We start from the raw sequence: 13,755 nt of genomic DNA, 5'->3' as shown, positions 1-13,755 counted from the left end.
TCAGCCGCGGCGCCGGGTGGGCTTGGCGGACTTGGCCTGCTTGCGGGCCGCCTCCCGGCGCTCCCGGCGGGTGGTGCCGCTTGGCGCGGCGTGGCGCGGACCGCCGTTGGACCGCTGCACCTCCGCGGTGCCGTCCTCGCCCGGTCCGACGTAGGTCAGCGGTGGCGAGTCGTCGTTGTCGATTCCCTTGGCGCGCAACGTCGGTGCGGGGGTCTCCCGCTCCTTGGTGGCCACGCCGCCCTGACCGCCCTGGCCCGTCTGCGCCTGGGCCTGCGCCGCCGCGGCCGCGAACTCCGACAGCCCCGGAGGTGCCGCAACGGGCGCCACCCGGTTCGACGGCGCGGCGGGCGCCGCCTCGACGGTGACGTTGAACAGGAAGCCGACCGACTCCTCTTTGAGCGCCTCGAGCATGCCGACGAACATGTCGTAGCCCTCGCGCTGGTACTCCACGAGCGGATCGCGCTGCGCCATGGCGCGCAGGCCGATGCCCTCCTTGAGGTAATCCATCTCGTAGAGGTGCTCACGCCACTTGCGGTCGATGACGTTGAGCAGCACGTTGCGCTCGAGCTGGCGCATGGCGCCTTCGCCGGCGAGTTCCTCGAGCTCCCGCTCGCGTTCGGCGTATGCGCGTTCGGCGTCCTTGATCAGCAGGTCGAGCAGTTCTTCACGGGTGAGCTCGCCGGCCTCGCCGACCGCGTCGGAGTCGACCAGGTCGTGGTAGTCGAGACCGACCGGGTAGAGCTGCTTGAGCGCGGTCCACAGCTGTTCGAGGTCCCAGTCCTCCGAATAGCCCTCGGCGGTGGCGCCGTCGACGTAGGCGGTGACGACGTCGACGAGCATCTTGTGGGCCTGCTCGGCGAGGTCCTCGCCCTCGAGGATGCGGCGGCGCTCCTCGTAGATGACCTTGCGCTGCTGGTTCATCACCTCGTCGTACTTGAGGACGTTCTTGCGGACCTCGAAGTTCTGCTGCTCGACCTGGGTCTGCGCGCTCTTGATCGCGCGGGTGACCATCTTCGCCTCGATCGGCACGTCGTCAGGGAGGTTCAGGCGGGTCAGCAGCGCTTCGAGCGTGGCGCCGTTGAATCGCCGCATGAGCTCGTCACCGAGTGACAGGTAGAACCTGGACTCGCCCGGGTCGCCCTGGCGGCCGGAGCGGCCGCGCAGCTGGTTGTCGATGCGGCGGGACTCGTGGCGTTCGGTGCCCAGCACGTAGAGCCCGCCCACGTCGCGCACGTCACGGGCTTCCTCTTCGGCCTCGGCCTTGATCTGGTTGAGGGTGGCCTCCCAGGCGGCTTCGTACTCGTCGGGGGTCTCCACGGGGTCGAGGCCCTGTTCACGCAGGCGCTTGTCGGCGAGGAAGTCGACGTTGCCGCCGAGCACGATGTCGGTACCGCGACCGGCCATGTTGGTGGCGACGGTGATCGCGCCGAGCCGGCCGGCCTCGGCGATGATGTTCGCCTCCTGCTCGTGGTACTTGGCGTTGAGGACGTTGTGCGGGATCTTGCGCTTGGTGAACTGCTTTGACAGGTACTCCGAGCGTTCGACGCTGGTGGTGCCGATCAGGACCGGCTGACCCTTCTCGTAGCGCTCCTCGACGTCGTCGACGACCGCGATGAACTTGGCCTCTTCGGTCTTGTAGATGAGGTCGGTCTGGTCCTGACGGATCATGTCGCGGTTCGTCGGGATGGGCACGACGCCGAGTTTGTAGATCTCGTGCAGCTCGGCCGCCTCGGTCTGGGCGGTACCGGTCATGCCGGCGAGCTTGTCGTAGAGCCGGAAGTAGTTCTGCAGGGTGATCGTGGCCAGGGTCTGGTTCTCGGCCTTGATCTCGACGTGCTCCTTGGCCTCGATGGCCTGGTGCATGCCTTCGTTGTAGCGGCGGCCGAGCAGTACGCGGCCGGTGAACTCGTCGACGATGAGGACCTCGCCGTTGCGGACGATGTAGTCCTTGTCGCGCTGGAACAGCTCCTTGGCCTTCAGCGCGTTGTTCAGGTAGCTGACCAGCGGTGAGTTGGCGGCCTCGTAGAGGTTCTCGATGCCGAGCTGATCCTCGACGAACTCCACCCCGACCTCGTGCACGCCGACCGTGCGCTTGCGCAGGTCGACCTCATAGTGGACGTCCTTCTCCATCAGCGGCGCGAGGCGGGCGAACTCGCTGTACCAGTTCGACGCGGCATCGGCCGGGCCGGAGATGATCAGCGGCGTCCTGGCCTCGTCGATGAGGATCGAGTCGACCTCGTCGACGACGGCGAAGTTGTGCCCCCGCTGCACGCGGTCCTCGAGCCGGTGGGCCATGTTGTCGCGCAGGTAGTCGAAGCCGAACTCATTGTTCGTGCCGTAGGTGATGTCGGCGGCGTACGCCGCCCGGCGTTCATCAGGGGTCAGGCCCGAAAGGATGACGCCGACGTTGAGGCCGAGGAAGCGGTGGACGCGGCCCATCCACTCGCTGTCGCGTTTGGCCAGGTAGTCGTTGACGGTGACGACGTGGACGCCCTTGCCCGACAGGGCGTTGAGGTACGCGGGCAGCACACAGGTCAGGGTCTTGCCCTCACCGGTCTTCATCTCGGCGACGTTGCCGAAGTGCAGCGCCGCACCGCCCATCACCTGGACGTCGAAGTGGCGCTGGCTCAGCACCCGCCAGGCGGCCTCGCGGGCCACCGCGAACGCCTCGGGCAACAGGTCGTCGAGGTCTTCGCCGCCGTCGATGCGCTTGCGGAACTCGTCGGTCTTGGCTCGCAATTCGGCGTCAGACAGCTTCTCGACGTCGTCGGACAAGGTGTTGACATAGTCGGCCACCTTCTTGAGGCGCTTGACCATGCGGCCTTCACCGAGACGGAGCAACTTATCGAGCACGCTTTTTCCCCTGTGGGTTGAGGTATCAGACCTGTCCCATGGTAGAGGTCCGAGCTGGCAACTCCGCCTTCGTGGCCGTCCCGATGCGTGTCAGCACGACGAGCCCCACGACGGCGCGGCGTCGTGGGGCTGTCGTAGGAGGGTCAGGCCAGCCGGATCAACCCGTAGTCGTAGGCGTGCCTGCGGTACACGACCGTGGCCTTGTCGGTCTCCTTGTCATGGAAGAGGAAGAAGTCGTGACCGACGAGTTCCATCTGCGACAGCGCATCGTCCACGGTCATCGGCGTGGCGGGATGCTCCTTGACGCGGACGATGCGCCCCGGTTCGTGATCGTCGAGCGTCAGGTTGTCGAGCAGGCCGGTGTCCTCGGCGGGCGCAGGCGCCTCCTCCTCGATCGCGGCGGTCGCCGCGGTGGCCTCGGCGACCGATACCGGCCGCTTGTCCCCGTAGTGGATCTTGCGACGGTCTTTGCTCCGGCGCAGCCGGTTCTCGAGTTTGCTCACGGCCGCCTCGAAGGCGCCGTAGAAGCTGTCCGCGCAAGCCTCACCGCGGACCACGGGACCACGTCCGCGCGCGGTGATCTCCACGTGCTGGCAGTTCTTGCGCTGGCGGCGGTTCTTCTCGTGGTCCAGTTCGACGTCGAAGAGGTAGATGCTGCGATCGAACCGTTCCAGGCGCGTGAGTTTCTCGGAGACGTAGGTTCGGTAGTGATCGGGGATCTCGACGTTGCGGCCCTTGACGACGACCTCGGCGTTCGGCGCCTCCGCGGGCGCTTCCTCCTCGATCACCATCGTGCGGTCAGTTTCCGTGGAATGCGTTGACATACTTGGCAACTCGTTTCTCTGTCGCGTCGCACGCGAGGTGCGTGCCGGGGGTTGTCACGATCGCGCCGAGCAGTTGCATCTTCTCCGAGATTGCCGCAGCCCACCGGCGCAAGGTGTCGACTGTCACCTCCTACCGTTGTGCGGCGAAGTGGCGCTTCGTTCTGAGCGCCGGCCGTGAATTCACGGGTGGTTAAGGCCGACGGTAGTCGTTGTTCACCCGGTCGGCCAGTGGTTCCCGAGACTGTTTCAAGTTCTTCACAGTGGTTTGACGCGGCCGCGACGGACGTCGCCAAGATCAGGCGTGGGCCAGGGTGAGTACGGCGGACACCGAGGCGCCGGCCGTTTGCAGCACACGGACCGATTCCGAGGCGGTGGCGCCGGTGGTGACGATGTCGTCGACGAGCACCACGGGCCCGTCGACGGGCCGGACGAGCCGGATCCGGTCGGCGACGTTGCGCTGCCGGTCCGGCACCGACAGGCCGACCGAATCCCGCGTGAGCGCTCTGGAGCGCAGCGCCTGGACGACGTGGGGCGAGGCGCCGCGCGCGATCCGGGTCACCGGGTCGCCGCCGCGGCGCCGGGCCGCGATCCGGCGCGTGGGAGCGGGGACGAGGGTGGCGCGCCGGTCGAGGATGCCCCACTCGGTCAGGTGCGCCAGGCCCTCGCCCAGGGCGTGGGCGAGCGGGGCGATCAAATCGGCGCGGCCGCGTTCCTTCAGGCCGAGGATCGCCCGTCGCCGCGATCCGGCGTAGCGGCCGAGCGAGAACACGGGAACGCCCGGATCGAGGCGCGGGCCGACCAGGTGCGGTTCGTCGGCCCGGACGGTCAGCGCCGCGGCGCACTGCCCACACCACCGCGTCGACGGGCGGCCGCAGCCGCCGCATTCGAGCGGGAGCACGAGGTCGAGCATGTCCGCAGTGTCGGCGCGGGGTGTGACAGTCCGGATCTGCCCAGTCCGGTGCGCCGATCCGACATCCGGCGTTGGATGGACCCATGGCGGACAACGAGCGGCAGTCGACCATCGTCGACTGCCTGGTGCAGGCCTTCGAAGAGCTGATGAAGGCCGACCCGGACGCCTTCCGCACCAAGTTCCGCAAGATGGCGGCCGAACCGTTCGCGTTCTACCGCGGCAGCGCATGCCTGTTCTATGCCGACGTCGCCGCCGCCGAGGACCGGTGGGCCGACGAGCGCACCAGCCGGGTCTGGATCCAGGGCGATCTGCACGCGGAGAACTTCGGCACCTACATGGACGGTGCGGGGAAACTGATCTTCGACGTCAACGACTTCGACGAAGCCTATGTCGGGCACTTCACGTGGGACCTGAAGCGGTTCGCGGCGAGCGTGGCCCTGATGTGCTGGCAGAAGGCGCTCTCGGACGGGGAGATCGCGAGGTTGATCGAGACGTTCGTGCGCGCCTATCTCGAGCAGGTGCAATGGTTCCTGCAGTCCGAGGACGACTCGTCGTATTCGCTGAACCTCGAGACCGCCCGCGGCGCGGTGCTGTTGGCGCTGCGATCGGCGCTGCTGTCCACCCGCTCGGAGATGCTCGACCGGATGACGAAGGTGGACGACTGGGAACGCACGTTCCGCGACGGCGGCGGGGTGCGCCGGCTCGACGACGCCGAGCGCGAGAAGGTGCAGGCCGCCTTCGACCGCTACCTCACCACGATCCCGGGAGCCAAACGGTTCCACGGCATCGCCTATGACATCAAGGACGTGGTCGGCAAGACCGGACACGGTATCGGCAGTGCCGGGTTGCCGACGTACACGATCCTCATCGAGGGGTTCAATCAGGCGCTCGACAACGACGCGGTGCTGTCGATGAAGCAGGGCAACGTCGCCGCCCCGAGCCGGGTCGTCGGCGACCACGAGGTGCACGACTACTTCGAGCACCACGGACACCGCACCGCGGTGTCGCAGCGCGCCCTACAGGCGCATGCCGACCCGCTGCTCGGCTACACCGACATCGACGGCGTGGGCTTCGTGGTCAGCGAGTTGTCGCCCTACGAGGCGGATCTGGAGTGGGATGAGCTGACCGAGCCGGACGAGCTGGGCGAGGTGATCGAACAGCTCGGCCGGGCGGTGGCCAAGGTGCACTGCGTCGGCGACAGCGACAGTGACCAGTCGCTGGTGCAGTTCCAGACGGAAGAGGCGATCGTGTCGGTCATCGGCGACCGCGCCGACGAGTTCGTCGACGACATCGTCACCTTCGGCCTGGAGTACGGGGCGCAGGTCCGCGACGACCACCGGCTGTTCGTCGACGCGTTCCGCGACGGACGCATCCCGGGGGTCACCTCGACGAGCGAGCGCTGAACCCGGGTACACCCCTCCTCCTTTCCACTCCCCTTTCACCGCGAGCGTGCGTGTTTGCACAAGACACGCCGCCGATGTCACAGCAGTGTGCGCACGCTCGCGGCAGGCTCGAAACACATTGCGCCACACTGGTTTCAGCCGTCACATCGCGGCGGTGATTTGTCAGACTCTCGAACTAGTGTTCGAGTCATGGATGGGGCAGCGGTTCTCACGGCGTTCGCGGAGTTCGAAGCCGCCCGCGACGCCCTGGCCGCCCTGCCGCTGGAAACTCTCACCGTCGCCGAGCTACTCACGGTCATCGAGATGCGCGAACGCGGCCACCGCCGCGACCTCGCCGTCGACCACGCCCTGACCGCGCGCCTGATCGGCGCCGACCCCCACGCCCTCGGCGCCACCTCGATCCGGGAGGTGTTGGCCAACCACCTCCGCATCACCCCCACCGACGCCCGGAACCGGATCACCGACGCCACCCAACTCGGCCCGCGCTACACGATTCACGGGGAACGCGTGCAGACCGAGTTGGGCGCATACCGCCGCCGCGGTGGCCCGTGGCGAGATCGGGGTCGCGCATGTGCGGGTCATCCAGGACTTCATCCGGAAGCTGCCGGTGTGGGTGTCAGCCGCGCGCCGTGACGACTACGAACGCGATCTGGTCACCCACGCGATCGAGTTGCGTCCGGATCAGTTCAAGCAGGTCGCCGACACCCTGCTGGGGTACATCGACCAGGACGGCACCGAACCCGACCACCAGACCCTGCGCCGCCGCCGCCACCTCCGGGTGGGCCGTCAGCAGGCCGACGGGATGAGCCGCATCGAAGGCTGGCTCACCCCCGAAGCCCGCGCCTACTGGGATGTCATCGCCGCCAAGTACGCCGCCCCCGGCCACAACGTGCCCCACGACGACGCGGTCACCGGCCGCGACGACCGCACCCCCGGCCAACGCCACCACGACGCCCTGACCCGCGCCCTCGGCGACGCCATCGCCTCCGGTGCCCTCGGCCGGGTCGCCGGCGCACCCGCCGGCATCGTCGCCAACACCACCCTCAACGAACTCGAACGCGCCGCCGGCTGGGCCCACACCGGCGGCGGCAACCGCCTCCCGGTGCGCGACCTCATCCGCCTGGCCGCCCACTCCCGGCACTACTTGGCGGTGTTCGACGACCACACCGAAGAAATCCTTTACCTCGGCCGCGCCAAACGCACCGCCACCACCGCCCAACGCCTCGCCCTGTTCGCCCGCGATCGGGGCTGCACCCACCCCCACTGCACCGTGCCGTTCTACTGGACCGAAGCCCACCACACCGACGACTTCGCCCAAGGCGGCCGCACCGATATCGACACCCAAACCCTGGCCTGCCAACCCGCCAACCTGCTCATCGAGAGAACCGGGTGGACCACCGTGCGCCCCGGCAACGGCCGCACCCACTGGATCCCACCCGAACACCTCGACACCGGCCAACCGAGAATCAACAACCACTTCCACCCCCACCGCTACCTCACCGACCGCGACAACGACGAGGAGCCCGAATAGTCCTGTCGGCGGGGGGTTTTCGAAAGCCGAGGGTCAACCAGGGAGGACCGGGACCGTTCCGGCGACCATGAGCGGGCGCACCTCGGTCCAGGTGGGGTCGCCCTCGGCGGTCGAGGGCGACAGCTGGACCACTCCGCGCGCATCGGCGACGTACACCGTCGACGGGTTGGCCGCGACGGTGGTCACCGGCATGGCGAGGTTGCGGCTCGGCCCGTCGGAGTTCACACCATCGAGGTTGACGTAGGACACCGGATGCTGGGGATCCTTGCGGCTGACCACGATGTCGTCGCCGGTGCGCCACCCCAACGACACCACGGTTTCGCCCAGCCCGAAGCCGAGGCGCCGAGGGTAGGTCAGCGCGTACTGCCCGCCCTCGGTCTGCTCCACCGACGCGAGGATGACCTGCCCGCCGATCACCATGGCCGCCCGGGTGCCGTCGCGCGACAGTTGCAGTTCGGTGATCGGGCCGGGGTACTTCAGAGCCACCGGTCCGGCGTCGACCGGGATGCGCGCCGGCTGACCGGACGCGTCCTGGATCACCCGCACCACGTTGGCCCCGTCGACCACCACCCACACGGCGTTGTCCAGGGACCAGCTGGGCCGCGTCAGGCTCCTGCCCTCCAGCGCCTGACCCGCACGCCCGCCCAGCGGTCCGATCCACAACGTCGACTGCATGTCGGGCGCGCCGGGCCGCAGCACGACCACCGAGGCGGCGTCCTGACCGCTGCGCGACACCGCCGCCGACGCCTGGTTGGGCGCCTGCCCGAACGATCCGGGAACCCGGGGGGCCCGCTGGCCGTCGAGCGACACCAGCGAGCCGTTCATCAACGCGTGCAGTCCGGCGGCGGCGCCCGCGAACGCCCCCGGGTCCGTGGCCGCGACGTCGGAGGTCTCCCACCCGTCGGTGAACCGGTCGTCGAGCGGAGCGCCGTCGGCGTTGATCACGTAGGGGCCGTTGATTCCCGACCGGTTGAGGGTCCAGATGATCTGTGCGGCAAGCAATTGTCTGCTGTGCGGATCGGTGGTGGACAAGTTCTCCAGCTCGATACGAGCGCCCCCGTACCCGCGCCCCACGCCGGTCTTGCCGCCGTCGGCGCGGGTGACCGGGCCGCTCAAGGTCAGCGGCGAGCCCAGCAGGTTCCGCACCGTGTTGGCCATCTCGGGCCGCGGCCCGGAGATCAGTTTGGACACCAGTTCGGTGGCCAATTGATCGGTGTCCGACACCGCGACGTAGCGCGGGTCGGGGACGACGGTGGTGCCGGTCGGGTCGACGAAGTAGAGCGTGTTGCGCTTGTAGGTGGACTGGAACTGCTGCCAGTCCAGGAACACCCCGTTGGGCAGCCGGTCGATGCGCCACCCGTCGGAGGTCTTCACCAGTTCGATCGGGCCGGGGTTCGGCAACGCGCCCTCACCGGTCTCGAACACGCCCATATCCGAGAGCGAGCCGAGGATGTCGGCGCGCATCGTCACCGAGACTCGTTCGGGCTCACGGGTTTCGACGAACACCACTCGGTCGATCAGCAGGGCGCTGCCCGCGTCGTCCCAGGATTGCGACGCCGATTCGGTGAGGAACTGACGCGCCGCGAGGTGCCGGTTCGCCGGATCGGCGGTGGCTTTGAGGAATTCGCGCAGCAGCACATCGGGATCCATGCCGGGCGTCGGTTTGGGCAGGCTCGGCGGCGCCGGCCGCTCGACGGTCCCGATCGCCTGCGGCGCCGAGGAATTCGGCACTCCCGCGCACCCCGACGCGGCGACCACCGACACCAGCAGCCACACCGCCGCGACGAGTCGCCTCACACCGTCTCCCCCGCCGGCTGCCGTTCGCGGCCACCCCGGCGCGCGGTGCGGTCGGGCTGTACCGGCTTGAGCGGCAGCGGGCTCGTCGTCACCTTGTGACCGCGGACCAGCGGCAGCGTCAGCCGGAAGCAGGCCCCGTTGCCGGGCTCGCCCCACGCCTCGAGGCGACCCTGGTGCAGCCGGGCATCCTCGATGCTGATCGCCAGCCCGAGACCCGTTCCGCCGGAACGGCGTACGCGTGACGGGTCGGACCGCCAGAACCGGCTGAACACCAATTTCTCCTCGCCGGGCCGCAACCCGACACCGTAGTCGCGCACCGTCACCGCGACCGTGTCCTCGTCGGCGGCCATCCGGATCCGCACCGGCTTGTGTTCGGCGTGGTCGATCGCGTTGGCGATGAGGTTGCGCAGGATGCGTTCCACCCGCCGCGGGTCCACCTCGGCGATGACCTCCTCGGCGGGCTGGTCCACGATCAACTCGATGTCGGCCTCCTGGGCGAGGTGGCCGACGTTGTCGAGGGCGCTTCTCACGGTGCTGCGCAGATCGACCGACTCCACCGACAGTTCGGCGACACCGGCGTCGTGACGGGAGATCTCGAGCAGATCGCTGAGCAGGGTCTCGAACCGGTCGAGTTCGCTGACCATCAGCTCGGTCGACCGCCGCAGCGCGGGATCGAGGTCGTCGCTGTGGTCGTGGATGAGGTCGGCGGCCATCCGCACCGTGGTCAGCGGTGTCCGCAGCTCATGGGAGACGTCGGAGGTGAACCGGCGCTGCAGGTTTCCGAACTCCTCGAGTTGGGTGATCTGGCGTTGCAGGCTCTCGGCCATGTCGTTGAACGACACCGCCAGGCGGGCCATGTCGTCCTCACCGCGCACCGGCATGCGTTCGGACAGGTGTCCCTCGGCGAACCGCTCGGCGATCCGCGACGCAGACCGCACCGGCAGCACGATCTGCCGGGCGACGAGGACGTCGATCGCGGCCAGCAGGCCCAGCAGCACGACACCGCCGGTGGCCATCGTCCCGCGCACCAGCGCGATCGTCGACTCCTCGTTGTTCAACGGGAAGATCAGGTAGAGCTCGAGGTTGGTGACCTCCGAGGCCGTCGGGCTGCCGACGATCAGCGCGGGGCCGGAGAAGCCGTCGGCGTTCACGGTGGCGTACTGGTAGCTGACCTGTCCGGCCTTGACGAAGTCGCGCAACGCCTCCGGAACCTGGCTGACGGGTCCCGCGGCGGTCGCGGCACGGGGGCCGTCACCCGGCACGACGAGCACGGCGTCGTAGGCGCCGGCCAGCCCGCTGCCCGCGTCGGCCTTGCGGTCGATCAAGGTGTTGCGCGCCAGCTGGAGGCTGCTGTCGAGCGAGCGGGATTCCTCACCGCCGACGATGCCGCCCACGGTGTTGCGGGCCTGTTCGATCTCCTCGGTCGCGGCTTTCACCTTGACCTCGAGGATGCGGTCGGTGATCTGACTGGTCAGCACGAAGCCGAGTACCAGGATGACGGCGAGCGAGAGCCCCAGCGTCAGGCTGACCACCCGCAGTTGCAGCGAGCGGCGCCACACCAGGCTCAGCGCTCGCCCGAGCGCGGCGAGGCCGCGGATCAGCGGTCCCGAACGCCAGAAGCCGCCCCGGATACGCCGTCGCGCGCCCCAGATCACGGAGGTCCGGCCTTGTATCCCACTCCTCGAACGGTCAACACCACCTGCGGGTTCTCCGGGTCTTTCTCGACCTTGGCCCGCAACCGCTGGACATGCACGTTCACCAAACGGGTGTCAGCGGGGTGACGGTATCCCCACACCTGTTCGAGCAGCACATCTCGAGTAAACACCTGGCGTGGTTTGCGTGCCAGCGCCACCAGCAGGTCGAACTCCAGAGGAGTCAGCGAAATCTGCTCACCCTGCCGGGTGACCTTGTGGGCGGGCACGTCGATCTCCACGTCACCGATCGACAGCAACTCCGCGGGCTCGTCCTCGTTGCGGCGCAACCGGGCTCGCACGCGGGCGACGAGCTCCTTGGGTTTGAACGGTTTCATCACGTAGTCGTCGGCGCCGGACTCCAGGCCGAGGACGACGTCGACGGTGTCGGTCTTCGCGGTGAGCATGACGATGGGCACACCGGAATCCGCGCGCAGCACGCGGCAGACATCGATGCCGTTCATGCCCGGCAGCATCAGATCCAGCAACACCAGATCCGGGCGGAGTTCCCGCACGGCGCTGAGCGCCTGGGTGCCGTCGCCGACGACGGCGGTGTCGAATCCTTCCCCGCGCAGCACGATGGTGAGCATCTCGGCCAGCGAGGGATCGTCGTCGACGACCAGAATCCTTTGCCTCATGGAGTCCATGGTGTCACCAGATCGCGATAAAACCCGGCTACCACGCAGGGCGTTTCTCCTGTCGACCTCAGGAGGCGGTCAGCGTGTCGGCCAGGGCCGCCGCGTCGACATCGGGTCCGGCCACGATCCAGCGCCCGCACCAGTGGGCCGCGGCCAGGGCGCTGTACACCTCACTGGTGCGCCGCTGCAGACCGTCGTCCCGTTCGTAGGCGTCGCGGGCACGGTCGGCCTCCTGCTCGGCGCGGCGTTCGGCACGTTCGGCGGCCAGTGCGGTCGGCACGTCGAGCAGGATCTGCCGGTCGACCGCGGGCAGGCCCAGCCGGTCGTACTCGAGCGCGCGCACCCACTCGACCGCCTCCCCGTCGGCGGACTGGTGCAGGCGCGCCGCGCTGTAGGCCGCGTTGGAGGCGACGTAGCGGTCCAGGATCACCACGTCGTAGGCCGCGGCGAGGTGCTCGATCTCGTCGCGGGCGTCGGCGCGGTCGAGCGCGAACAGCACCGCCATCGCGTAGACCGACTCGGCGAGGTCGCCGTGTCGGCCGTGCAGCGCCTCGGCGGCCAGGTCGGCGGTCACCGAGCGGTGGTACCGCGGGAAGGCCAGCGTGGCCACCGACTGCCCCGCCCCCTCGAAAGCGGCCCGCATGCCGTTGGTGAGTGTCCGCTTGCCTGCGCCGTCGACACCTTCGATCGCGATGAGCACGCGCCGAGCGTAGCGGTGAAGGCGCCGTCGGCCGTGTCAGCCGGTGGGTGCGAGCCAGGCCAGCGCGGCGACGACGAGCGCCTGGGTGGCGGTGTCTAGGGTCGGTTGGATGACCGGTGCGAAGTTCGGCGCGTGGTTCACGGGGATGTCCTGAGCCACCCGCCCGGCCTCAGCGGCCCGCCGGAAGGCCGTCGGATCGATGCCGCCGACACCCCAATAGGTGTAGGGCATGCCGAGCGCGGACGGGATCTCGCTGAAGTCCTCGCTGGCGGCTCCCTGCGGCATCTCCCGGCAGTTGTCCCCGAAGAACGCGCCGAACGCGTCGTGGACACGGGTCGTGGTGTCGGGGTCGTTGTCGGTCAGCGGGAACCGGTCCGACAACTCGAATTCCGGCTCGCGCGGCGAACCCGAGGCCGCACATTCGGCGGCGACGATCCGCCGGATGGCGTCGAGGATCGTGGTCCGGGTCTGATCGCTGTAGGTGCGGATGTTCAGCTGCAGCACGGCCCGGTCGGGGATGACGTTGCTCTTGCTCCCGGCCTGGATGCTGCCGACGGTGAGCACGGCGGGTTCGACCGGTGCGACCTCGCGGGAGACGACCGTCTGCAGGCGCACCACGATCATCGCCGCGAGCACCACCGGATCGACGGACGACTGCGGCATCGAGCCGTGCGCTCCCCTGCCGTGCACCGTGATGCGCATGCTGTCCGCCGCGGCCAGGAACGGCCCCGAGTGCGTGCCGACCATTCCCGCCGGTAACGGCAGCACATGCTGGCCGAGTGCGACGTCGACCGTCGGCAGGACGTCCGCGAGACCGTCGTCGACCATGGCGCGGGCGCCGTCGGCCGTCTCCTCGGCGGGCTGGAACAGCGCCACCGCCGTGCCGTGCCAGTGATCGGCTCCGTCGGCCAGCAGTTGCGCGGCTCCGAGCAACGCCGTCACATGGATGTCGTGTCCGCAGGCGTGCATCACCGGCACCTCGTTGCCGTCCCGGTCGACGCCCCGGACGGTGCTCGCATAGTCGAGCCCGGTGTCCTCGGCAACCGGCAGCGCGTCCATGTCGGCGCGTAGCAACACGGCGGGGCCCGGACCGTTGGCGAACACGCCCACCACGCCGGTTCCTCCGACCGCATCGTGGACCTGGTAGCCCAGGGCCCGGAGGCGCTCGGCAACCTTGCGGGACGTCTCGAACTCGCGATGGGAGAGTTCGGGATGCCGGTGCAGGTCGCGGTAACAGTCCCGCTGCCACTCGCGGATCCCTGGCAGACCGGTGAGCACGGCGTCGGCGGCGGTGTTCGGCATGGTCATGGCTCTCCTCGGCGGCAGTGGACCTCCCTGGGTGTTCCTCATCCGCACCGGAGGAAACGCGGTGTTCCGTCGGGCGGCAATTTGGTGCATCGGGCCCGAC

At 68.9% G+C, this 13,755-nt stretch carries 9 protein-coding genes and 1 pseudogene; 2 read left to right on the top strand and 8 right to left on the bottom strand.

Going from position 1 to position 13,755, the window contains the following annotated elements; all coding sequences use genetic code 11:
* The 3 genes from secA to AU196_RS24570 all read right to left on the bottom strand — a co-directional run bounded on the left by secA (position 1) and on the right by AU196_RS24570 (position 4,587).
* Positions 1–2,853: a preprotein translocase subunit SecA gene (secA, locus tag AU196_RS24580; protein WP_059097692.1), complete on the bottom strand. Its 2,853-nt coding sequence runs from the start codon at positions 2,851–2,853 to the stop codon at positions 1–3.
* Positions 2,854–2,996: 143 nt separating this feature from the next.
* Positions 2,997–3,644, bottom strand: a complete 648-nt coding sequence (gene hpf, locus AU196_RS24575) for a ribosome hibernation-promoting factor, HPF/YfiA family (RefSeq protein ID WP_197415888.1) — start codon at positions 3,642–3,644, stop codon at positions 2,997–2,999.
* A gap of 328 nt (positions 3,645–3,972) precedes the next feature.
* Positions 3,973–4,587 (bottom strand): ComF family protein, encoded by a 615-nt coding sequence (locus AU196_RS24570; protein ID WP_059097690.1) that lies wholly within the window; start codon positions 4,585–4,587, stop codon positions 3,973–3,975.
* A gap of 83 nt (positions 4,588–4,670) precedes the next feature.
* Between AU196_RS24570 and AU196_RS24565 the strand changes: the two genes are divergently transcribed.
* Entirely contained in the window at positions 4,671–5,990 is a 1,320-nt protein-coding gene (locus AU196_RS24565; RefSeq protein ID WP_059097689.1) for a DUF2252 domain-containing protein, read from the top strand.
* A gap of 189 nt (positions 5,991–6,179) precedes the next feature.
* Positions 6,180–7,521: pseudogene (locus AU196_RS24560) on the top strand (DUF222 domain-containing protein).
* A 33-nt stretch (positions 7,522–7,554) separates the two neighbouring features.
* Here AU196_RS24560 and lpqB read toward each other — a convergent pair.
* Genes lpqB through AU196_RS24535 form a run of 5 tightly spaced genes read right to left on the bottom strand, consistent with a single transcriptional unit; the run spans position 7,555 to position 13,655 of the window.
* The gene (gene lpqB, locus AU196_RS24555; RefSeq protein ID WP_502687289.1) at positions 7,555–9,297 is read right to left on the bottom strand and encodes an MtrAB system accessory lipoprotein LpqB; all 1,743 of its coding nucleotides are present in this window, start codon (positions 9,295–9,297) and stop codon (positions 7,555–7,557) included.
* A gap of 17 nt (positions 9,298–9,314) precedes the next feature.
* Positions 9,315–10,973, bottom strand: coding sequence for an MtrAB system histidine kinase MtrB (mtrB, locus tag AU196_RS24550; RefSeq protein WP_059097687.1), 1,659 nt, complete (start codon positions 10,971–10,973; stop codon positions 9,315–9,317).
* Entirely contained in the window at positions 10,970–11,656 is a 687-nt protein-coding gene (gene mtrA / locus AU196_RS24545; protein ID WP_011558758.1) for a two-component system response regulator MtrA, read from the bottom strand. Before mtrA ends, mtrB begins: the two co-directional genes overlap by 4 nt.
* A 58-nt stretch (positions 11,657–11,714) precedes the next feature.
* The gene (locus AU196_RS24540; protein ID WP_059097686.1) at positions 11,715–12,347 is read right to left on the bottom strand and encodes a dTMP kinase; all 633 of its coding nucleotides are present in this window, start codon (positions 12,345–12,347) and stop codon (positions 11,715–11,717) included.
* A gap of 36 nt (positions 12,348–12,383) precedes the next feature.
* Entirely contained in the window at positions 12,384–13,655 is a 1,272-nt protein-coding gene (locus AU196_RS24535; RefSeq protein WP_059097685.1) for an amidohydrolase, read from the bottom strand.
* Positions 13,656–13,755 lie beyond the last annotated feature (100 nt).

Origin of the sequence: Mycobacterium sp. IS-1742, from assembly GCF_001500125.1 — a bacterium.
Lineage (GTDB): Bacteria > Actinomycetota > Actinomycetes > Mycobacteriales > Mycobacteriaceae > Mycobacterium.
Note: the sequence above shows the minus strand (reverse complement) of the source record. Positions and strands in the feature narration are given on the sequence as shown.